The 22,824-nt window shown below is 73.5% G+C and carries 13 protein-coding genes; 5 read left to right on the top strand and 8 right to left on the bottom strand.

Translation table 11 applies throughout. The features are described from left to right. Nucleotides 1-146 precede the first annotated feature (146 nt). Nucleotides 147-2,462, top strand: coding sequence for a malto-oligosyltrehalose synthase (treY, locus tag BLT82_RS01530; protein ID WP_093651924.1), 2,316 nt, complete (start codon nt 147-149; stop codon nt 2,460-2,462). 19 nt (nt 2,463-2,481) lie between these two features. Here the strand turns inward: treY and BLT82_RS01525 are convergent, their stop codons facing one another. The 7 genes from BLT82_RS01525 to BLT82_RS01495 all read right to left on the bottom strand — a co-directional run bounded on the left by BLT82_RS01525 (nt 2,482) and on the right by BLT82_RS01495 (nt 12,635). Continuing rightward, complete coding sequence (locus BLT82_RS01525) at nt 2,482-4,881, bottom strand: glycoside hydrolase family 65 protein (protein WP_093651923.1); 2,400 nt, start codon at nt 4,879-4,881, stop codon at nt 2,482-2,484. Continuing rightward, nucleotides 4,878-5,621 (bottom strand): HAD family hydrolase, encoded by a 744-nt coding sequence (locus BLT82_RS01520; protein WP_208867637.1) that lies wholly within the window; start codon nt 5,619-5,621, stop codon nt 4,878-4,880. The genes BLT82_RS01525 and BLT82_RS01520 overlap by 4 nt, the downstream gene beginning before the upstream one ends. A 198-nt stretch (nt 5,622-5,819) precedes the next feature. Further along, nucleotides 5,820-7,271, bottom strand: coding sequence for a glucose-6-phosphate dehydrogenase (zwf, locus tag BLT82_RS01515; RefSeq protein WP_093651922.1), 1,452 nt, complete (start codon nt 7,269-7,271; stop codon nt 5,820-5,822). 3 nt (nt 7,272-7,274) lie between these two features. Continuing rightward, nucleotides 7,275-8,306, bottom strand: coding sequence for a phosphogluconate dehydrogenase (NAD(+)-dependent, decarboxylating) (gene gnd / locus BLT82_RS01510; RefSeq protein ID WP_093651921.1), 1,032 nt, complete (start codon nt 8,304-8,306; stop codon nt 7,275-7,277). A gap of 61 nt (nt 8,307-8,367) precedes the next feature. Then, the gene (gene tkt / locus BLT82_RS01505; RefSeq protein WP_093651920.1) at nt 8,368-10,434 is read right to left on the bottom strand and encodes a transketolase; all 2,067 of its coding nucleotides are present in this window, start codon (nt 10,432-10,434) and stop codon (nt 8,368-8,370) included. A gap of 454 nt (nt 10,435-10,888) precedes the next feature. Further along, nucleotides 10,889-11,755: a universal stress protein gene (locus BLT82_RS01500; RefSeq protein ID WP_093651919.1), complete on the bottom strand. Its 867-nt coding sequence runs from the start codon at nt 11,753-11,755 to the stop codon at nt 10,889-10,891. Nucleotides 11,756-12,083: 328 nt separating this feature from the next. Further along, nucleotides 12,084-12,635 (bottom strand): DUF1707 and FHA domain-containing protein, encoded by a 552-nt coding sequence (locus tag BLT82_RS01495; protein ID WP_093651918.1) that lies wholly within the window; start codon nt 12,633-12,635, stop codon nt 12,084-12,086. 356 nt (nt 12,636-12,991) lie between these two features. On the opposite strand from BLT82_RS01495, the gene BLT82_RS01490 reads away from it, so the two are divergent. From BLT82_RS01490 to BLT82_RS01480, 3 genes are all read left to right on the top strand, one after another. Continuing rightward, on the top strand, nt 12,992-14,860 hold the full coding sequence (locus BLT82_RS01490) for an HSP90 family protein (protein ID WP_093651917.1): 1,869 nt from the start codon (nt 12,992-12,994) through the stop codon (nt 14,858-14,860). After that, nucleotides 14,857-18,138, top strand: a complete 3,282-nt coding sequence (locus BLT82_RS01485) for a hypothetical protein (RefSeq protein ID WP_093651916.1) — start codon at nt 14,857-14,859, stop codon at nt 18,136-18,138. Before BLT82_RS01490 ends, BLT82_RS01485 begins: the two co-directional genes overlap by 4 nt. Before the next feature lie 374 nt (nt 18,139-18,512). Further along, nucleotides 18,513-19,406 carry a GNAT family N-acetyltransferase gene (locus BLT82_RS01480; protein WP_093651915.1) on the top strand — a complete coding sequence of 298 codons (894 nt, stop codon included), beginning with the start codon at nt 18,513-18,515 and terminating at the stop codon, nt 19,404-19,406. 111 nt (nt 19,407-19,517) lie between these two features. Here the strand turns inward: BLT82_RS01480 and BLT82_RS01475 are convergent, their stop codons facing one another. Beyond that, the gene (locus BLT82_RS01475) at nt 19,518-20,906 is read right to left on the bottom strand and encodes a GH1 family beta-glucosidase (protein WP_093651914.1); all 1,389 of its coding nucleotides are present in this window, start codon (nt 20,904-20,906) and stop codon (nt 19,518-19,520) included. A gap of 135 nt (nt 20,907-21,041) precedes the next feature. Between BLT82_RS01475 and treZ the strand changes: the two genes are divergently transcribed. Further along, nucleotides 21,042-22,793: a malto-oligosyltrehalose trehalohydrolase gene (gene treZ, locus BLT82_RS01470; protein WP_093651913.1), complete on the top strand. Its 1,752-nt coding sequence runs from the start codon at nt 21,042-21,044 to the stop codon at nt 22,791-22,793. The last annotated feature ends 31 nt before the right edge of the window (nt 22,794-22,824 follow it).

Genomic DNA, 22,824 nt, shown 5'->3' with positions numbered 1-22,824 from the left:
CGGCGGCGGGCGCGGCGCGCCCCGGGCCCGGGTCTTCTCCCGGACCCGGGGCGCGTTCGTCGTATCAGGTGAACGTTCGGCCGGTGAGCGCGCCCGGCGCCGGGGCCGATGACACAGAGGGCCCCGATCCGGGTACGTACGTTCGCATGACGCCCACCGCCACGTACCGGCTCCAGCTGCAACCGGACTTCCCCTTCCGGGCCGCCGAGGAGGCGGTCCCCTACCTCGCCGGCCTCGGCGTCTCCCATCTGCACCTCTCCCCCGTCCTGGAGGCGGTGCCCGGCTCCCTGCACGGTTACGACGTCGTCGACCACGACCGGGTGCGGGAGGAGCTCGGCGGCGAGGAGGGGCTGCGTTCGCTGGCCCGCACGGCGCGCGAGCACGGCCTCGGACTGGTGCTCGACATCGTGCCCAACCACATGGCCGCCGTCCCCCGGTACAACCGGGCCCTTCGGGAGGTGCTCCGGGAGGGCCCCGAGTCGCCGTTCGCCCGCTGGTTCGACATCGACTGGGACGCGGGCGGCGGAAAGGTGCTCATGCCGGTGCTGGGAGAGCGCCTGGGCGAGGAGCTCGACGCGTTGCGGGTGGAGGGGCGGACCCTCCACTACGGCGAACACTCGTTCCCGCTGCGGGAGGGTACGGAGGAGCTGCCGCTGCCCGAACTGCTGGACGCCCAGTGGTACCGGCTCGGCTGGTGGCGGCTGGCCCGCACCGAACTCAACTACCGGCGCTTCTTCACCATCTCCGATCTGATCGGGGTCCGCGTGGAGGATCCCGAGGTCTTCGCCGCCACCCACGCCAAGATCCTCGAGCTGGTGCGGGACGGTGTGGTCGAGGGACTGCGGATCGACCACCCGGACGGGCTCGCCGACCCGGAGGGCTATCTGCTGCGGCTGGACGAGGCGGCAGGCGGCTGCTGGACCGTCGTCGAGAAGATCCTCACCGGCGACGAGCGGCTGCCGGCGTCCTGGCCGGTCGCCGGCACCACCGGCTACGACGCGCTGCACCGGATCGACGGGCTGTTCACCGATCCGGACGGGGCCGGGGAACTGCTCCGGCAGTACCGGGACTACGCCACCCCCGCAGGCGACCGCGGGGGCTACTGGGGGGCGACCGTGCGGCGGGCCGCGTACAAGGTGGTGACGCACGAACTGGCGGCCGAGACCGAGGCCCTGGCCCGGCTGGCCGAGCGGGTCTGCGCGGCGGACACCGCGCTGCGCGACCACGCGCCCTGGGCGCTGCGCACCGCGATCCGCGAGCTGCTGGTGCGGGTGCCCGTCTACCGCCCGTACCGCACCGGCGGCGAGCAGGTGGTGACGGCGGACGCGGCGCTGCGGGCGAAGGCGGCGTTCGCGGTGGCCCGGGAGGGCGACGCGGTCGACGTGATCCGGGACCTGGCTCTGGGCCGGCTCGGCGACGGCCCGGACGAGAGGGCGTTCCGGGCGCGGTTCGCGCAGACGTCGTCGGCGCTGCGGGCGAAGTCGGTGGAGGACACGGCCTTCTACCGCTATGTGCCGCTGATCTCGGCCAACGAGGTGGGTGGCGACCCCGGCCGGCCCGCGGTGGGCCCGGAGGAGTTCCACGCCCACTGCGGCAGGATCGCCCGGGACTGGCCGGCCACCGGGACGGTGCTCTCCACGCACGACACCAAGCGCAGCGCGGACGTACGGGCGCGGATCGCGGTGCTGTCGGAGTGCCCGGAGCGCTGGGCACGGCTCCTGGCGAGCCTGGACTGGGCACCGGCGCCGGACCGTCACTTCGCGTGGGTGGCGTGGCAGACGGCGTCCGGTTTCGGGATCCCCCATCCGCAGCGGCTCGGCCCGGCGCTGCTGAAGTCGGCGCGCGAGGCGGGACTGCACACCGGCTGGACCGAACCGGACGAGGGGTACGAGCAGGCCGTGCAGGAGTTCGTGGAGGCTGGTCCCGCCGGTCCGCCCCTGTACCAGGTGGCCCTGTTCGCCCGGGAACTCGACCCGTACGTGCGGGCCAACTCGCTCGGCGCGGCACTGGTGCATCTGACCATGCCCGGGGTGCCCGATCTGTACCAGGGCACGGAGGGCGAGTACGTCGCGCTGGTGGACCCGGACAACCGGCGGCCGTTCCGGGAGCGGGGCGAGGACCGCAAGACGGAGGTGACGAGGGCGGCGCTGGGCCTGCGCCGGCGGCGCCCGGAGGTCTTCGGCGAGTCGGGGACGTACGCGCCGCTGACGGCGGAGGGACCCGCGGCCGGGCACTGTCTGGCGTTCTCCCGCTCGGGCGAGGTGATCACGGCGGTGACCCGGCTGGCGCTGCGGCTCGAGGAGTCGGGTGGCTGGCGGGACACCTCGCTGCCCCTCCCGGCCGGACGGTGGACGGATCTGCTCTCTCCCGGCCGGGAGTTCGCGGGCGGCGGTTCCGTGCCGATGGCGGAGCTGTTCGCCACGGGACCGGTCGCGCTGCTGGAGCGCACGGTCGCCGGCTGAGGCGGGGCGCCCCCCGGGGTCAGCAGGCCGCGTCGTCGTCCGCGGGTGTGCCGGACAGGACGCGATCGGCCGGCCGGCGGCCCCTCGGCTGCTGTGCTTCGGGCAGCACCGGAGACGGCGGTACGGGGCGCTCCGCCGGACGGTCCGCGGAGACGGTGAGCGGTTCGCCGTGGTGCAGGATCCGCAGCGGACCGCCCTCGTCCACGGAGTAGCGGGCCGTGTCGCCGCGCACGTCCACCCTCAGCTTCCGGTTGTGCACGATCACGGTGAACCGAAGCCGTGTCAGCTGTTCCGGCAGCCGCGGGGAGAACCCCAGCATGCCGTGCGCACCGTCCTTGCCCTCGTGCCGGCGCATCCCGCCGAGGCCGAGGACCAGGGCCATCCAGGTGCCCGCGAGGGAGGCGATGTGCAGCCCGTCGCGGGTGTTGTGCTCCAGGTTCTCCAGGTCCATCAGTGCCGCCTCGGCCAGATAGGCGTAGGCGAGCCGCAGGTGCCCGGTCTCGGCGGCCATCACGGCCTGGCAGCAGGCGGAGAGCGAGGAGTCCCGCACGGTCAGCGGTTCGTAGTAGGCGAAGTTGCGCGCCTTCTGCTCGGCCGTGAAGTCGTCCCCGCAGGTGACCATGGCGAAGACCAGGTCGGCCTGTTTGACGACTTGTTTGCGGTACAGGTCGAAGTAGGGGAAGTGGAGCAGCAGCGGGTACTTGTCGGGCGGGGTGTTCGCGAAGTCCCAGTGCTGGAAGGTGGTGAATCCGGCGGACTGCTCGTGCACGCCGAGGGCCGCGTTGTACGGCATGGCCATCCGGACGGCCGCGTCCCGCCAGGCCGCGGTCTCCTCGTCGTCGACGCCCAGCTCCTCGGCCCGGTCGGCGTGGCGGGCCGCCGTGTCCGCCGCGGTCAGCAGGTTCCGGCGCGCCATCAGATTGGTGTAGAGGTTGTCCCGGGCGATGGCGCTGTACTCGTCGGGGCCCGTGACTCCGTCGATGTGGAAGACGCCCTCGGGGTCGTGGTGGCCGAGGGAGTGCCAGAGCCGTGCCGTCTCCACGAGCAGTTCCAGTCCCGGACCCCGTTCGAACACCTCGTCGCCTGTGGTCTCCACGTAGCGGGCCACGGCGAAGGAGATGTCGGCGTTGACGTGGAACGCGGCCGTCCCCGCGGGCCAGTAGGCCGAGCACTCGGGTCCGCTGATGGTCCGCCAGGGGAACGCCGCCCCGGCCAACCCCAGCTGCCGGGCCCGTTCCCGCGCGGCGGGGAGCGTGGAGTGCCGCCAGCGCAGCACCGGTGCGACGGCCTGGGGGGCGGTGTGGGTGAGCATCGGCAGCACGAAGGACTCCACGTCCCAGAACGAGTGCCCGTCGTAGCCGGTCCCGGTGAGGCCCTTGGCCGGGATCGCGCGCTCCTCGCCGCGCGCGGCCGCCTGGAGCACGTGGAACAGGGAGAACCGCACCGCCTGCTGGATCTGCGCGTCGCCGTCGACCTCCACGTCGGCGCAGGCCCAGAAGTGGTCGAGGAAGGCCCGCTGCTCGGCGAGCAGGCCTTCCCAGCCCGTGCTGCGGGCGACGGCGACCGCCGCGTCGACCTGGTCGTGCACGGCCGGGAGCGAGCGCCGGCCCGACCAGCCGTAGCCGACGAACTTCACCAGCCTCAGCCGCTCCCCGGGCCGCAGCGTGGAGGTGACCGTGAACCTGGCGACGTCCGGCTCGCTCCCGGCGGACCAGGCCGTTCCCTCGGGGCCCTCGACGATGTGATCGGCGGCGGCGCCCACCCGCAGTCCGCTGCTCCTGGTGCGGTGCACGAGGCGCAGCCGGGTGTCCTGGGCGAAGTCCTCCTCGGCCTCCAGCGGTGAGTCCACGGCCGCGGCGACCCGGGGGTCGCCGGTGTCGTGCGGCATCTGCTCGTTCGCGACGAGTTCGGACTGGACCGCGACCGGGACGGCCCCCTCCAGCGGCTCCACCTCGTAGGCGATCGCGGCGATGGCGCGCTGGGTGAAGGACACCAGCCGCTCGGAGGTGATGCGGACGGACCGGCCGGCCGGGGAGGTCCACTCCGCGGTGCGGCGCAGGACGCCGGCACGGAAGTCCAGCACCCTCTCGTGGGCGGTGAGTTCGCCGTAGCGGAGGTCGAAGGGATGGTCGTCCACGAGCAGCCTGACGACCTTGCCGTCGGTGACGTTGACGATCGTCTGGCCGGACTCCGGATATCCGTAGCCGGCCTCGGCGTACGGCAGGGGATGGAGTTCGTGGACGCCGTTCAGGTAGGAGCCGGGCAGCCCGTGCGGCTCGCCCTCGTCGAGGTTGCCGCGCCAGCCGATGTGGCCGTTGGCGAGGGCGAAGACGGACTCGCTCTGCGAGAGGACGCCGAGATCGAGCCCGGTCTCGCGCAGGCACCACGGTTCGACCGCGTAGCCGGAGTGGGTGATCATCGCGACTCCATCAGTTCGGCCAGGTCGGCCACCACGACGTCCGCGCCGTGCCGCCGCAGCTCCGCGGCCTGCCCGGTGCGGTCGACCCCCACGACGAGGCCGAAGCTCCCCGCCCTGCCCGCCTCCACCCCGGCGAGCGCGTCCTCGAACACGGCCGCGTCCCGCGGGGCGGCACCGAGGACGCGGGCCGCGGCCAGGTAGGTGTCGGGCGCGGGCTTGCCGTGGAGCCCCTGCTCGCGGGCGACGATCCCGTCGACGCGCTCGTCGAACAGGTCCTCGATACCGGCGGCGACCAGCACGTCCCGGCAGTTGGCGCTGGACGAGACGACGGCGGTGCGCATCCCGGCGTCGCGGACGGCGTGCACATAGGCCACGGAGCCCTCGTACGCCTCCACCCCGTCCTCGCGGATCCGGCGCAGCACCAGCTCGTTCTTGCGGGTGCCCAGGCCGTTGACCGTCTCCCGCTCCGGCGGGTCGTCGGGCGCCCCGTCGGGCAGCTCGACGCCTCGGGAGGCGAGGAAGGTGCGGACGCCGTCCTCCCGGGGCCGGCCGTCGACGTACTCGTCGTAGTCGCGGACGGCGTCGAACGGTACGAAGCCGGCGCCTTCGCGGTCGGCGCGCCGGCGCAGGAAGTCGTCGAACATCTCCTTCCAGGCGGCGGCGTGGACCTTGGCCGTGCGGGTGAGGACGCCGTCGAGGTCGAACAGACAGGTGCGCACGTGATCGGGAAGCCCCAGCATGCGGTCGAGGCTAGGAGGCGACGGCGGCCGCCGGGTGCGGCAGCCGACTCCCGCCGCACCGCGCGTACCCCGTGGGGATGACGTGCCCGGTGCCATCCGGAGCAGCCCGCCGCTCCCCGGCACCCGCCGGCCTCCGTCCGGAAGGGACGCGGAGGCCGGTGTGGACGCGGGCCCGGGACCGGCGCCCAGGGCAGGGCTTCACCGCCGGCCCGGCAGGCTCCAGTGGTACGGCGCGATGAGGCGGTTGATGCCGTCCGGTCCCCAGGAGCCGGGGGCGTAGGGCTCGACCGGCGGCGGATCGTCCAGCAGCGGGGTGGACACCTCCCAGAGCCGCTCGATGCCGTCGGAGCGGGTGAACAGGGACTGGTCGCCGAGCATCGCGTCCAGGATCAGGCGCTCGTACCCCTCGAGCGCGTGCATGGTGTTGAACGACTCGGCGTAGCTGAAGACCATCTCGGCATCGCTCAGCCGCATGGCGGGCCCGGGGTCCTTCACCAGGAAGCGGGCGGCGATCCTGCCAGGGTCGTCGAAGTCGATCACCAGCTCGTTGGTGCGGGTGCGGTGGCGCGCGGTCAGCGGGAACATCCGCAGCGCGGGCTCCCGGAAGCCGAGCGTCACGATGTGCCGCCCCTCCGCCAGGGACTTCCCGGAGCGCAGGTAGAACGGCACGCCCGCCCAGCGCCAGTTGTCGAGTTCGACGCGCAGCGCGACGAACGTCTCGGTGTCCGACCGGGGGTCGACGCCCGGCTCGTCGCGATAGCCCTCGTACTGTCCGCGCACCACGTGGGCCGGGTCCAGTGAGCGCATGGACTGGAAGACCTTCTCCTTCTCGTCCCGCAGCGGCTTGGCGGCGAGCGTGGTGGGCGGCTCCATCGCGACGAAGCCCAGCAGCTGGAAGAGATGGGTGACGATCATGTCGCGGAAGGTGCCGGTTCCCTCGAAGAACTGGGCACGGCCCTCGATGCCGATCTTCTCCGGGACGTCGATCTGCACATGGCTGATGTGGTCGCGGTTCCAGACGGGCTCCAGCAGGCCGTTGGCGAACCTCAGCGCCAGGATGTTGTCGACCGACTCCTTGCCGAGGAAGTGGTCGATGCGGAAGACGCGCGACTCGTCGAAGACGGAGTGGATGGTCGCGTTGAGGGCCCGGGCGGACGGCAGGTCCGTGCCGAACGGCTTCTCCACGATGACGCGTGCGCCGTCGGCGAGGCCCGTCGCTCCGAGCAGTTCGATGACGGAGGCGAAGGCCGCCGGCGGCACGGCGAGGTGGAACAGCCGGCGCGGGCTGCCGCCCAGGGCCTGCTCGGCGTCGCGCACGGCCTCCAGCAGCGGCCCCGGGTCCTCGGGGTCGGCTGCGCCGAAGGACAGCGACTCCTCGAACCTCTGCCACGCCTTGCCCTCGGGCCGGGACCTGCCGAACTCGGCGACCGACTCCCGTGCCCGTTTGCGGAACTCGTCGTCGCTGAGGGCCGCCTGGGCGGGCGCCGAGCCGACGATCCGGTAGCGGTCGGGCAGCAGTCCGGCCTTGGCCAGATGGAACAGTCCCGGCAGAAGCTTGCGCCGGGCGAGGTCGCCGGTGGCCCCGAACAGCACGATGACGTGGTCGTCCGGAACGGCACCGTGGTGCTCCGAGCGGGTCGTGCCCGTCATGGTTCACCCCGCCTTCTCGGCGTGCCCGCCGAACTCGCCGCGCATCGCGGACAGCACCTTGTCGGTGAACTGCCCCAGCCCGCGCGATTCGTAGCGCTGGATCAGCGCGTTGGTGATGACGGGCGCCGGCACGCTCTCGTCGACCGCCGCCAGGACCGTCCAGCGGCCCTCACCGGAGTCGGAGACCCGGCCGGTGTACGCGTCGAGCTCGGGCGAGCGGGCCAGCGCGTCGGCGACGAGGTCGACCAGCCAGGAGCCGACGACCGAGCCGCGCCGCCACACCTCGGCGACCTCGGCCACGTCGATCTCGTACCGGTAGGCCTCCGGCTCGCGCAACGGGGCGGTCTCGGCGTCGACCGTACGGGAACGCAGTCCCGCGTCGGCGTGCTTGATGATGCTGAGCCCCTCGCCGATGGCCGCCATCATCCCGTACTCGACACCGTTGTGGACCATCTTCACGAAGTGGCCGGCTCCGCTGGGTCCGCAGTGCAGATAGCCCTGCGGGGCGGTCCCGTCGGTGCGGGTCCGGCCGGGGGTGGGGGCCGCGTCGCCGATGCCCGGGGCGATGGTGCGGAAGACCGGGCCGAGGCGTGCCACCGGCTCGTCCTCGCCGCCGATCATCAGGCAGTAGCCGCGTTCGAGGCCCCACACTCCGCCGGAGGTGCCGCAGTCCACGTAGTGGATGCCGCTGGGGGCGAGCTGCGCGGCGCGGGCGATGTCGTCCCGGTAGTACGAGTTCCCGCCGTCGACGACGGTGTCGTCGGCCGCCAGCAGGGCCGCCAGCTGGTCCAGGGTCGGCTGGACGACACCGGCGGGCAGCATCAGCCAGACGTTCCGCGGCTGTTCGAGCCTGTCGACGAGGTCGTGGAGCGAGGAGGCGGCGGTCGCCCCTTCCTTCTCCATCTCCTTGACGGCGTCGGTGTCCAGGTCGTAGACGACGCAGCGGTGGCCGTCGCGCATCAGCCGGCGCACGAGGTTGGCGCCCATCCGGCCGAGTCCGACCATGCCGAGCTGCATGGGTGTGTCCGTGGTCATGGTCGATCTCCCGGTTCTCGGTGAGGGCGGACGGTCTGCGGGACTGCTCGGCGACGGTCCGTCACGGCGCCGCCTCCCGGCCGGCCGCCAGCAGCCCGCGGGCTGTCTCGGCCACCCGCTGGGCGGTGAACCCGAACTTGCCGAGCAGCTGTTTCAGGGGCGCGGAGGCGCCGAACGTGTGCATGCCGACGAGGGCGCCCCGGTCGCCGACGTACCGGTCCCAGCCGAACGTGGACGCCTGCTCGATGCCGACCCGTGCGGTCACGGACGGCGGCAGCACCTCGTCCCGGTACGACTGCGGCTGACGGTCGAACAGCTCCCAGCACGGCATGCTGACCACCCGTGCGCCGATGCCCTCGGACACGAGCTCGTCCCGCGCAGACAGCGCCAGGGACACCTCGGACCCGGTGGCGAGCAGGATCACCTGCGGCTCGCCGGACGGCGCGTCGGCCAGGACGTACGCGCCGCGCGCGACACCGGACGCGGCCCCGAGCCGGGAGCGATCGAGCGTGGGGAGCGCCTGGCGGGAGAGCACCAGCGCCGCCGGTTCGTGCCGCAGCGCGGCGACGTGGCGCCAGGTCTCGGTGACCTCGCCGGCGTCCGCGGGGCGGAACACCAGCAGACCCGGCATCGCCCGCAGTCCCGCGAGCTGCTCGACCGGCTGGTGGGTCGGTCCGTCCTCGCCGACGCCGATGGAGTCGTGGGTGAAGATGTGCACCACGGGAAGCTCCATCAGCGCGGACAGCCGGATGGCGCCCTTGGCGTAGTCGGAGAAGATCAGGAAACCGGACCAGTAGGGGCGGAGTTTGGTCAGGGCCATCCCGTTGGCGACCGCGGCGGCCGCGTGCTCGCGGACGCCGAAGTGGAGATTGCGCCCGCCGGGCTCCTCCGGCTGCAGGTCCCCCGCGCCGTCGAAGGTGAGCCTGGTCTTCGTGGACGGAGCGAGGTCGGCGGAGCCGCCGAGGAGCCAGGGGATGTTCCGCGCCAGGGCGTTCAGCACCCGGCCCGAGGATTCCCTGGTGGCGAGGCCCTTGGGGTCCGGGGGGAACTCCGGCAGCGCCCGGTCCCAGCCGTCGGGCAGTTCGCGGCGCTGCATGCGCTCCAGTTCGCCGGCCTCGGCCGGCCAGGCGGCGCGGTATTCCTCGAACCGCTTCTCCCACGCGGCGCGCAGTTCGGCTCCGCGGGTGCCCATGCCCGCCGCGAACCGTTCCCGCACGGAGTCGGGCACCCAGAACTCCTCGTCCTCGGGCAGGCCGAGGAAGCGTTTGGCCGCGCGGACCCCGTCGGGGCCGAGCGGCGAGCCGTGCGCTTTCGGGGAGTCCTCGACGGGCGAGCCGTAGCCGATGTGGCTGTGCACCAGCACCAGGGTGGGGCGCTCGGACTCGGCCCGGAAGTCGTGGAACGCCCGGGCGACGGCGTCGAGGTCGTTGGCGTCGGCGACGGTCGTCACGTTCCAGCCGTACGCGAGGAACCGGGCCGCGACGTCCTCGGTGAAGGCGATGTCGGTGTGGCCCTCGATGGTGATCCGGTTGGAGTCGTAGATCCAGCACAGGTTGGACAGCCGCTGGTGGCCGGCGAGCGAGGCGGCCTCGGAGGCGATGCCCTCCATCATGCAGCCGTCCCCCGCGAGGGCGTACACGTCGAAGTCGAAGAGCGGGAAGTCCTCGCGGTTGTACTCGGCGCCGAGCCAACGGCCGGCGAGGGCCATGCCGACGGAGGTGGCGACGCCCTGGCCGAGGGGGCCCGTCGTGGTCTCCACGCCGCTCGTCCAGCGGTACTCGGGGTGCCCGGGGCAGCGGGAGTCCAGTTGGCGGAAGGACTTCAGGTCCTCCATCGTGACCGCCGGGCGGCCGAGCACCTCGTAGTCCGGGTCGACGGCGTGGACCCCGGTCAGGTAGAGGAGGGACCAGAGCAGCGTCGAGGCGTGGCCCTCGGAGAGAACGAAGCGGTCGCGGTTGGGCCAGATCGGGTCGCGGGGGTCGTACCGGAGGAACCGCTGCCAGAGCGTGTAGGCCACGGGGGCCATGCCCATCGGCGTGCCCGGGTGCCCGGACTCGGCACGCTGGACGGCGTCCATGCACAGGCCGCGGATGGTGTTCACCGACAAGGTGTCCAGGTCGTCGGTCATGAGCGCTCCCCGTTCTCGGCGTCGTTCCCCGATCTCGGCGTTCTCGGCGTTCTCGGCGTTCTCGGCGTTCTCGGCGTTTCCGGTTCCGGTTCCGGGCTCCGGGCTCCGGGCGTCTGGGTTCCGGATTCCGGGGCTGCGGGGTTGCGGGTGGATGGCGGCCTTCCGGCCGGGTCGAGCGGGCCGGCGGTCCGGTTCGGCGGGCGGACACGGCGCGCGGTCCGCGCGCGGAGCCTCGTGCGACGGACGGCAGGGGGCAGCGGGCCCGCGCCGGGCCCTGCCCGCATCGTGTCCCCGACGGCCCGGGGCGGGCCTCACCCGCTCGGGGTGAGATGCGGGGGCGGGTGCGTTGCCCGGGACGCGCGGCAGTCAGTACCTCGACGGATGACGTGCCCGGGGCCGGGTGCCCCGGGCCGCGTGCCCGGCGTGGGCGATCCGCGTCGGACACGCCGCCGCGTCAGCCGTGCGGGACCACGGCCACCGGGCAGGAGGCGTGGTGGATGACGGCGTGGGTGATCGAGCCGATGTGCGAACCGGAGGACGCCCGGCGCCGGCCCACGACGACCAGACGGGCATCCGCCGCGGCCTCCACGAGCCAGCCGGCGGGCCGCCCGGGAGCCGACTCCTCCGTCACCTTCACGGCGGGGAACTTGTCGCGGAACGGACGTACGACCTTGGCCAGCGCCGCGGCCATCTCGGCCTGCGTACCCGATTCCGCGTCCGCGGAGGACCGGTGCCGGTGGAAGAACGGGGCGTGCCAGCTGTGCACGACGTGGAGCGGGACGTCTCTCCGTGCCGCGTAGTCGAACGCGAACTCCATGAGCTCGTCCCTGGCGTCGGCCACGTCGAGGCCGAGGACCACCCTGCGCTGTCCGCCGCCGGGCGTGCCGTGCGCGTCCTCGCGGTAGTCCGGCCGCACCAGCACCACGGGCTCCTTGGCGTCCGCGACGACCTCCTGGCCCACGGAGCCGATGATGAAACCGCCGGCGGTGCCGAGTCCGTGCGACCCGACGACCAGCACATCGGCGCGGGACGCCGCCTCCAGCAGGACGCTCGCCGGCGAATCCTCGATCTCGTCCGCGGTCATGGAGAGCTCCGGCCTGCGGGACCGGACGCGCTCCTCCATCGCGCCGAGAACGCCCTCGGCCTGGCTGGCCCGGTCCTCGTGGGACACCCGTACGGCCTGCAACTGGTGCTCGGCCCACCGGGTGGCGTTCACCAACCGGAGTGGAGCGCCGCGGAGCGCGGCCTCGTCGGCGGCCCAGTCCACGGCCGCGAGACTTCCGTCGGAGCCGTCCACTCCCACGGCGATGGGTCGGGACATGTTGCCTCCTTGCCTCGGGCTCTGGCGAAGGGCCGGGCGCGGGGGCGCGGCCGTCGACGCGAGAGGACACCTGATCAAGAAAGTACCGACTCGGGAGGAACGGCGCGATTCAGGGGATGACGGACGGTGACGGTGCGGTCTCCGCCCCTGGGCCGGCCGGCCGCGGCTGGGCGCACGGGGCGGGCGCCGAATCCCGTACGCGGGGTCCCGGGCGAAGGCCCGCCCGTACCCCGCGCGCGGAGCCCGTCCCGGGGCGCGGCGGACGGGCCCGGGGCGAAAGGCGTCCGCGTGAGCCGTACCCGTGATGTGCCCCGCGACGCCCTAAGTCTCAGCGGGCGTCGAGGCGGAAGCTCATGTGGCCGAAGCTCACCATGTCGCCGGCCCGGACCACCACGGAGCCCGTCACACGACGGCCGTTGACGGTCGTGCCGTTGGTCGAACCGAGGTCCCGGAGCACCCACAGCCCGCCGCGCAGCGCCAGTTCGGCGTGCAACCGCGACACCGTCTCGTGGCTGAGCCGCAGTCCGTTGGAAGGGTCGCGGCCGATGCGCAGCGGATACGGTCCCGGCTCAGGCAGCAGCAGCGGAGGCAGCCGCTCCGCCCGCCAGGCGCGGCCGAGCCGCACCGAGAACGCCGAGATCCTGCCCACCGCGCCGTACAGCCTCTCGGCCAGCCGGCCGCCGTCGGGCCGCAGGTCCGCGGTGAGCGCGCGGAGTTCGTCGGGTCCGCGGGCGGTCAGGGCGAGCTCCATGCGCCGCACGAAGGTGTCGTGGGACAACCGGCCCTGGACGGCGCCCTCCCGGAGCACTCCGAGTACGCGCTCCCGCTCGGCGTCGGAGGGCCGCGCGGGATAGGTCTGGAACTCGAAGGAGGACGTCACAGTCGTGATTGTCCGGCCGAGCGCCCCGGGTGTCCAGAAGGAACGTTGAAGATCACTTTCGTGCGGTACGGCACCGCCCCGGCGGGCAGGGCGGTACGGCGGTCGCCCCGCCGTGCCGTGCCGTGAACGCCCACCGCCCGGCGGCACCGCCCCGGCGGGCAGGGGGCACAGCGGTCTCCCGCCGTGCCGTGAACGCCCGCCACCCGGCCCGCCCACTGGCGACAGGAGGCGGCCCGGGGCAAATCCGGAGGAGGTTGTCGGTGGCCGCCCGTACTCTGTCTCTCGCTTCGTGATCTGTGAGGGGGGGACCTCGCGATCACCACTTCCCATGAGTTTCCAACGCGAGGTGATGCACGATGACTTCCGACGCACGGGCCGGGGAGACCCCGCCGGACGTCAGCAGCTTCCAGGTCGATCTGCGCGGACTGGTCGATCTGCTGTCCCACCATCTCTACTCCAGCCCGCGCGTGTACGTACGCGAGTTGCTGCAGAACGCCGTGGACGCGGTCACCGCCCGCCACGCCGTCGACCCCGCCGCGCCGGTCCGCGTCCGGCTCTCCTCCGAGGCCGGCCGGGTCTCGATCGAGGACAGCGGGATCGGCCTGACCGCAGACGAGGTCCGCACCCTCCTGGCCACGATCGGCCGGAGCAGCAAGCGCGGCGGCGACTTCGGCCTTGAGTCCGCACGCCGCGAGTTCCTCGGCCAGTTCGGGATCGGCCTGCTCGCCTGCTTCGTCGTGGCCCGGGAGATCCGCGTGGTCACCCGCTCGGCCAGGACCTCCGACGCGGCCCCCGTGGAGTGGCTCGCGTCCGACGACGGCTCGTACACCGTCCGCGTCCTGCCCGACGAGGCGCGCCCCGAGGCCGGCACGACCGTGTACCTCGAGCCGCGCCCGGGCGCGGAGGAGTGGACGGCGGCTGCCCGCGTCGAGGAACTGGCCCGGGACTTCGGGTCGCTCCTCCCGTACGACATCACCTTCCGGGGCGACGACGGCGACGAGCGTCCCGTCACCGACCGTCCGGCCGTCTGGGAGCGCGACCACCCGACCCCCGCCGCCCGCCGGGTCGCACTGTCGGGCCACTGCGCACGGCTGTTCGGCTTCACCCCGCTCGACATCATCGACCTGGACCTGCCGGTCGCCGGGGTCCGCGGCGTCGCCTACGTCCTGCCGGAGCCGACGAGCCCCGCGCACCGGACCGGTCACCGTGCCTATCTGAAGGGCATGCTCCTCACGGACCACGAGGACAAGCTCCTGCCGGAGTGGGCGTTCTTCGTCCGGGCCGTGGTGGACGCCGACTCCCTGCGCCCCACCGCCTCCCGCGAGCACCTGTACGACGACGAGACGCTGGCCGCCGTCCGCGACGCCCTCGGCGCCCGGATCCGGCAGTGGCTGGCGGAGCTCGCCGCCGGGGCGCCCGACCGGCTCGCCGCGTTCCTGTCCGTCCACCACCTCGGCGTCAAGTCCCTGGCCCGGCACGATCCCGAGCTGTTCGAGCTCATGCTGCCGTGGCTGCCGTTCGAGACCAGCGAGGGACAGCAGAACCTGGAGGAGTTCGCCGCCGCGCACTCCGAGATCCATTTCACCCGCACCGTCGAGGAGTTCCGGCAGATCGCCCCGATCGCCGCCGCCCACGGTCTGGGCGTGGTCAACGCGGGCTACACGTACGACGCCGAACTGCTCGGCCTGCTCAGCGGCATCCGGCCGTCGGTGAAGGTCAGCGAGCTCGACGCCGGAGCGGTCACGGACCGGCTCGACCCGGTCCCCACCACCGAGGAACTGGCCCTCGCCGCCTTCCTCGGCACCGCCCGCGCCAGGCTGGACCCGCACGGCTGCGACGTGGCGCTGCGCGCCTTCCAGCCGGTGACGGTGCCCGCGCTGTTCCTCGACGACCGGCAGGCCAGGCACGAGCGCGACCGGGCGAGCGCGCAGGAGACCGCCGACTCGCTGTGGAGCGACATCCTCGGCTCGCTGCGCGGCTCGGCGCCGCGTGCCCGGCTGGTGCTGAACCACAACAACCCGCTGATCCGCAGGATCGCCGCGCTGCCCGACGCCGAGCTCACCGGCACCGCCGTCGAGTCGCTGTACGGCCAGGCCCTGCTGATGTCGCAGCGCCCGCTGCGCCCGGCCGACTCCACCCTGCTCAACCGGGCCTTCCTCGGGCTCCTGGAATGGGCGACCCACTCCGCGGCGCAGAGCGCGAACCCCCAGGAGGACCAGCAGTGACCTCGATGACCCCCGACGAGATCCGCCAGGGACTCGGCGAGAACTCCTGCGCCCCCCACGGCGCCGCCCGCAACGCCCGCGCGGAAGCGCTGAGCGCCGCCGCCGAGGCCACCGGTGACCGCGAACTCTTCCGCAGGTCGCTCCAGGGCCTCATCGACGCGTACGAGTACAGCGCCGAGCGCACCAGGATGGTGGTGCCGTTCGCCCGGCTCCTCCAGGAGTACGACAAGGACCCGTCGTCGTTCGGTTCCTACGAGGTGCACAGCCTGTTCTGGCGCTTCAAGTGGGTGGCGGGACGGATCGTCGAGTCCCCGGAGATCCCGCTCGGCACGGTGGACCGGTGGCTGACCGACATGGAGCGCCGCTACCGGCTGGCCGGCTACAGCGAACGGGCCGTGCGCCAGGCCGAGTTCCACCTCGCCGACGCGATCGGCGACGAGGACCGGATGGACCGGGCCATGGCGGGCTGGGCCGCGGCCGAACGCGACGGCATGAGCGACTGCCACGCCTGCGAGATCAACACCCAGGGCTGGTACCGGGCGCGCAAGGGCGACGACGCCAGAGCGGTCGAGATCTGGGAACCGGTGCTGTCCGGCGGCAAGTCCTGCATGGAGGAACCGCACCGGGTGCTCGCCCACTCGCTGCTGCCTCTGGTGCGGCTCGGCCGGTCCGCGGAGGCCCGCTCCCACCATCTGCGCGGCTACCGGATGACGCGCGGCAAGGACAGCCTGCTGCGCTCGGTGGGCGAGCACATCGAGTTCTGCGCCCTGACCGGCAACGAGTCGCGCGGTCTGGAGATCCTCGCCGAGCACGCGAGCCACCTCGGGCCGCTCGCGGACGTCGAGTCGCAGATGGAGTTCACCGGCGGGATCCTGGTCCTGCTGCGCAGGCTCGTGGACCTCGGGCACGGCGAACTGCCCGCGGCCTCCTACCAGGGCACGCCCCGCACCGTGGGCGAGCTGTACGAGCTGCTGCACGCGGACGCGTTCGGGATCGCCGCCCGGTTCGACGCGCGCAACGGTTCGGCGCACGTCTCGGCGCAGCTGTCCGAGCGCATCGCGCGGCAGCCTCTGGTCGACGCGCTCCCGCTCGGCGTGCGCAACCAGGCGCTGCCCTCCGGCACGGTGCCCGCGCGCCCGGCGCGCACGCTCCCGGAGTCCGGTGCGAGTGCGTCCGGCCTCGCGGCAACGGGCACGACCGCCGCGGCGGGTCCGGTCGGTGTGGGCGTGGCATCTGCCGGCGGGACGGGTCCGGGAACGGCCGACGCGGACTTCCCCGCGCTGGTCGAGCGTGCCCGTGCGGCCCGCCGCCGCGGGCACCCGTCCGCCGACGACCTGTGGACAGCCGTCGCGCGGCTCGCCGGTGCGCACGAGGACGGCGCGGACGCGGGGCTCGCGGGAGACCTGCTGGAACACCGGGCGCACACGGCCGCGATCGCCGGCGAGGCGGAGGCGGTGACGCTGTTCACCGAGGCCGCCGGAGCGCACCGGGAGGCCGGGGAGCACGGCCGGGCGGCCTGGGCCGACCTGGCGGCGGCCGGGACGGCGGTCCAGTTCGGGTCCGCGCCGCAGGAGATCCGCCGGCTGCTGGGCACGGCGCTGGCGTCCGCCGAAGCCGTGGACGGGTCCGACCCGGCGCGGCCCCGGCGTCTCGCCTCGGCCGAACTGACCAGGATCCGCATCGAGTCGTTCCTGCGCGGACACGAGGAGCACTCCCGCGGAGCGGACGACGGTCAGGAGGGGCAGGACGGCACCGGCGAGGGCCCGGAGGGCGCCGAGCAGGCAGCCGGGCACGGCGACGGGGCTGGGCACGACGTACCCGGTCACGGGGTGGACGCCCTGATGGTGGCCGAGCTGGAGGCTTTCGTCGCCGGCGCGGGTGCGTCCGGCTCCGGGGAGGCGGCCGTGGCGGCCGACGTGGCGGATGTGGTCGGCGCCGCCGAGCTGCTGCTGGCGAAGCTGGCCCTGACGGTGGGAGACCTCGTCCGGGCCGATCCGCTGCTCGACTCGGCGGCCCGGCACTGCCTCGCCGCCGAACGCCCGTGGGAGGCCGTGGAACCGCTGGCGGTGCGCGCGCGGGTACTGGCGGCACTCGGAGCCCTCGGCGAGGCAGAGGCGGTGGCGCGTACCGCCCTGGAACACGCCGGTGAGGTGACCGACGGCGGTGAGCAGGCCTCCGTACGGATGAGCCTCGCGGAGGCGCTGATGCGCCGGGGCGGCGAAGGAGCCGAGGAGGCCGCGGTGCACGCGCTGGACGCGGCGCACTGGTTCGACCAGGAGGGGCTGGCCGGAAGCGGCGGCGCGCGGGCGCGGCTGCTGCTGGCCCGGGCGTACGCGGTCACCGACCGCACCGCCGAGGCGGCCGAGGTGCTCCAGTCGGCGCTGCCCGATCTGCTGGAGCACGGCGAGGAGGAAGGCGTACAGGCCCGGGAGACGCTGGGCCGGCTGCTGCAGGAGCTGCGCGACCCGCGCGCCGCCGCCGAGCAGTTCCTGCAGGCCGCCGAGACGGTGAAGGGCTGGGGAGAGCCCGGCCCCGAGGCCGGTCTCGCCCACTCGGCCGCCGAGGCACTCGGCCAGGCCGGGCTCAGGAAGGAGTCCGAGTCCGCGTACGCCCGTGCCCTGGAGCTCTACCGGCTCGCGGGCGACAACCCCGTCGGTGAGGTACGGGCGCTGCGTTCCCTCGCCTGGATGTCCGCCGGCGACGATCACGACGAGGGCGAGGATGACGCGGGGTCCGGCGCGGACCGCGAGCGTGCCCGGTCCCTGATGGAGCAGGCGCTGGACGTGCTCGACGGCTCGGACGAACCCCAGCTGCGCTACGAGCGGGCCCAGACCTGGCTACAGCTGGCCCAGTTGCTGGACGACGGCCTCGATCACGACGATCACGACGAGGACGAGGACGCCGAGGAGCTCGACGGGGAGGAGCAGTTCGACGAGACCGACGACCCCGGCGTCGCGGAGCACGGGGCCGGCGAAGGAGCCGGAGAGGGAAGCGGTCCCGATTCCGATGCCGCCACCCGCGAGGAGATGGTCCGGCTGCTCGACCGGGCGGGTGCGGCCTTCGCGGAGTTCGGCGAGGCCGCGCTGCGCGACCGCGTCCAGTGCCTGGTCCGCGCCGCCTGGACGGAGCGAGCCCTCGGCCGCGCCGAGGACGGGGTCGCCCGGATGGACGCCCTCGTGGGAGAGCTGAAGGAGCTGGAGAGCGAGGCGGCGACCGGGCTGCTCCGTCATGCCGACTACGTCCGCGAGCAGCTGAACGCGGCGGTGTCCGGCGGCTGAGCCCGGGCACGGCAGGGGCACGGCACGGGCACGCACCTTCGGCAACGCGGGGAAGGGGACGCGGGCAGGGACACGGGAGAGGGACTCGGCCCGTGTCGCGTCCCTTCCCCGCGTATCCGCGCCGGGAGCCCCCGCGCGGCGAGGCGGCCCGCGTGCCCACGGCCCGCGCACCGGCAGGCGGCCCGACGGCCTGTCAAAAAGGCACTGGAGAACTCCCCCCGGTGCGTCTACCCTGACCACGACGCCCAGGACCGGTGGAAGGAGGCGAGTGCCGTGACGAACCCATGTTTCCCGCGCTCCCGCCCCGACCGCCCGGCGTCCGTCGTCTGACCGGGAGCGCAGTACCCGTTCCGCAGTCCCGGAGGACATTTCTCATGACCGCTTCGACCGGTCCGATCTTCCGCGCGCTCTCCGAGAGCGACGCACATCTCTTCGACACCCTGCCCGATCCGCTCGGTGTGGGCCGGGCACTGGCCCGAGCCACCCACCGCCCCGAGTGGAAGCGGGTCGCCCTGCGCGACGGGAAGGTCGTCGCACGAGCCGCCTGGTGGGGCGGTGCCGACGACACGGCCCCCGTCAACCTCAACTGGTTCGACGTCGCCGACGGCGAGGAGGAGGCCGGCGCCGAACTGCTGCGCACCTCCCCGTTCCGGGTCGAGTACGAACTGATCCTGCCGGCCGCCTGGCGTGAGGACCCCGTGTCCCGGGCCGCCGCCGAGGTGCGGCTCCGTACCGCGAAGGCCGCCGGTATGAGCGTCCTCGTGGAGCGCTTCCAGTACCGGTGGACGCCCGGCTGCGGCCTCCCCGAGCGTCCCGGGCGACTGGAGTTCCGGCCCGAACCCGACGACTCGGTGTTCCTCGACGTGCTGCGCCGTGTGCACTCGGGCACCCTCGACGCCCATGCGCTGCGCGCCATCGCCGAGGGCGGCCTGGACCAGGCCGCCCGGGAGGAGCTGGACTTCTTCCACTGGTGCCCGTCGCCGCGCGAGTGGTGGCAGCTGGCGTACACCCGGGACGGCGACCTCGTCGGTCTGCACATCCCGGCGCACAACCCGTCGGGCCCGTGCATCGGCTTCATCGGCGTCGTTCCGGAGCACCGCGGCAACGGCTACGCGTACGACCTGCTCGCCGAGTGCACGCACTACCTGGCGGAGCAGGGCGCGGAGTTCATCGCCGGCGCAACCGACCAGGGCAACGCGCCGATGGCGGCCAACTTCGCCAAGGCCGGGCACCCGGTGGTGCAGGAACGCGTCCACCTGGACTTCTGACCCGGTGCGGTGATCAGTCCGGGGGTGTCCGCAGGCTCGGCACCCCCGCAGGAGGGCGGACGCGCCGCGACGGCGGTCCCGGCGCGATCCCCCGACCCGGGCGCGGTGTTGTCAGTCCGCCGGCCCCACGGCGCGCTGGGCGCGGATGACGTCCCGATACCACGCGTACGACGCCTTCGGGGTGCGCTCCAGCGTGTCGTAGTCGACGTGGACCAGGCCGAAGCGCTGCGAAGCGCCCTCCGCCCATTCGATGTTGTCGGTCAGCGACCAGACGAAGTAGCCGCGGACGTCGACGCCCTCCTCGACCGCGCGGTGCAGGGCCCGCAGATGGCCGTCGAGGAACGCGATCCGGGCGTCGTCGTCGAGACCGTCGTAGGAGCAGCCGTTCTCCGTGATGTGGACGGGCGGGAGGCGGTCGCCGTAGCGCGCCCTGAGGGCGACCAGCAGTTCCCGCAGGCCGTCCGGGACGACGGGCCAGCCGAAGTGGGTGCGCTCCGTGCCCTCGATCTCCCGCAGTCCGAAGGGGAGTTCCGCGGGCATGCCCAGTCCCGCGTAGGAGGCGAGCGCGTCCGCCGCGGGCGCGCCGACCAGCATGGGGCTGTAGTAGTTCACCCCGTACCAGTCCAGGCGCTCGGATATGACCGCGAGGTCGTCGGCGACGGGCCCCGGCATCAGCCCGTCGAATCCGTCCGGGTAGCGGCCCGTCAGCAGCGGGTCGGAGAAGAGCCGGTTGGTGAGCGTGTCGCAGAGCTCGGCGGCGGACCGGTCCTCGTCGCTGTCGCTCGACGGGTGCACGGGCGAATGGGACACGGCCAGGCCGATGTTGCCGGCGCCCGCGGCGCGCAGGGCCCGGACGGCGAGGCCGTGGGCCAGGAGCTGGTGGTGGGCGGCGGGCAGGGCGTCGAAGAGGAGCTGCCTGCCGGGGGCGTGTTCGCCGAGCGCGTAGCCGAGCATGGTGACCTCGGCGGGCTCGTTGACGGTGATCCACATGGGGACCCGGTCGGCGAGGCGCTCGGCGACGACGGCCGCGTAGTCGGCGAACCGGGCGGCGGTGTCGCGGTTCAGCCAGCCACCGGCCTCCTCCAGGGGCAGCGGCGTGTCCCAGTGGTAGAGGGTCGGCGCGGGGGTGATGCCGTGCTCGCACAGCTCGTCGACGAGCCGGTCGTAGAAGCCGAGCCCGGCGGGGTTCACCGGCCCGCTGCCGCCCGGGATCACCCGGGGCCAGCTCACGGAGAACCGGAAGGCGCCGGCGCCCAGTCCGGCGAGCAGGGCCACGTCCTCGCGGTAGCGCTCGTGGAAGCCGGTTCCGCGGGCGGCGTCGGCGCCGTCCTTGATCCGTCCTGGCTCCGCGGCGAAGACGTCCCACCCGGAGGGGCCCTTGCCGTCGGCGTCGGCGGCGCCCTCCGTCTGGAACGCGGACGCCGAGGCGCCCCACAGGAACCCGGGCGGGAAGGCGGGCAGCGGTGTCGCGGAGGGAGGTGTCGCGGAGGGCGATGTCATGGCGCGGACCCTAGTACCGGCGAGTACGGCGCCTCCAGAGGGCGAAGTTGCCAGGATGGGAAGAACCGCCGACGACGACCACGTTCCGCCGGCGCCGGCACCACCGACGCCGAGAAGACAGGGGACCGATCACCAGTGCTGTTCGAGGTATGGGCACCGCAGGCGCAGGACCGGGTCGACTTGTGGCTGGAGGACACCGAACAGGGAATGGAGCGCGATCCGTCGCGGGAGGACTGGTGGACGGCCGAGGCGGACGCGGTCGACGGAGACCGGTACGGTTTCCGGCTCGACGGCGGCCCCGTCCTGCCCGATCCGCGCTCGCGCCGGCAGCCCGACGGCCCGGTCGGGCCCAGCGCGGTGGTCGCTCCCGACGCGTACGTGTGGCGCAGCGACGACTGGCGCGGCAGGGACCTCACCGGCGCGGTCCTGTACGAAATGCACATCGGCACCTACACCCCCGAGGGCACGCTCGACGCCGCGGCCGCTCGGCTCGGCGAGCTGGCCGAACTCGGCATCAGCCATGTGGAGCTGATGCCGTTGTGCCCCTTCCCGGGCAGGCACGGCTGGGGCTACGACGGTGTCGCGCCCTGGGCCGTGCACGAGCCGTACGGCGGCCCGGAGGCGCTGAAGCGCTTCGTCGACACGGCCCACGGTCTCGGCCTCGGCGTGGTCCTGGACGTCGTCCACAACCATCTGGGACCGTCCGGCAACCATCTGCCCGCGTTCGGCCCCTATCTGACGGACCTTCATCACACGCCTTGGGGTTCGGCGATCAACCTCGACGCGCCCGGCTCCGACGAGGTGCGCGCGTATCTGATCGGCAGCGCGCTGGCGTGGCTGCGGGACTACCGCGTCGACGGTCTGCGGCTGGACGCGGTCCACGCCCTGGTCGACACCCGGGCTCTGACGTTCCTGGAGGAACTGTCGGCGGCGGTCGACCGGTTCGGGGCGGACGTACGGCGGCCGGTGTTCCTGATCGCCGAGTCCGACCGGTGCGACCCGAGGACGACCACACCGCGCGAGGAGGGCGGGCTCGGGATCCACACCCAATGGAACGACGACTTCCACCATGCCCTGCACACCACGCTGACCGGTGAATCACAGGGCTACTACGCCGACTTCGCGCGCGCACCCCTCGGCGCGCTCGCCAAGACACTCGGACACGTCTTCTTCCACGACGGCACGTACTCGACGTTCCGCGGCCGTACCCACGGGCGGCCCGTCGACCTGGTTCGCACCCCCGCGCACCGGTTCGTGGGCTACGCCCAGACCCACGACCAGATCGGCAACCGCGCGACCGGCGACCGGCTCTCCGCGACCCTCTCCCCCGGGCTGCTCGCCTGCGCGGCGGCGCTGGTGCTGACGGGGCCGTTCGTCCCGATGCTGTTCATGGGGGAGGAGTGGGGCGCCCGTACGCCGTGGCAGTTCTTCACCGACCACACGGACCCGGAACTCGCGGAGGCGGTACGGCAGGGCAGGCGGCGGGAGTTCGCCGGGACCGGCTGGGCGGCGCGGGAGATCCCCGACCCGCAGGACCCGGCCACCCGGGAGCGCTCCTGCCTGGACCGGTCCGAACGGGACCGTGAACCCCATGCCCGGCTCCTGGCCTGGTACGGCGAGCTGATCGCCCTGCGCCGCACCGAACCCGACCTGTCCGACCCGGACCTCGCGGCCGTGCGGGTCGCCTACGACGAGGCGGCGCGCTGGTTCGTCTTCCGCCGGGGCGACGTACGCGTCGCGGCCAACTTCGGCAAGGAACCGGTCACCATCCCCCTGGGCGCCGGAGGCGGCAGGGTACTGGCCGCCTGGGAAGAGACCGGCCCCCCGGGCCCCGAGGGCGTGCTGGAACTGCCGGGCGAGTCGTGCGTGGTGCTGCACGACGCGTGACATGGCACGTGCCGTGCGGCGCTTTCAGGTG

It is taken from the genome of Streptomyces wuyuanensis, from assembly GCF_900103455.1.
In the GTDB taxonomy this organism is placed as follows: domain Bacteria; phylum Actinomycetota; class Actinomycetes; order Streptomycetales; family Streptomycetaceae; genus Streptomyces; species Streptomyces wuyuanensis.
This window is presented reverse-complemented; position numbering and strand designations above follow the sequence as displayed.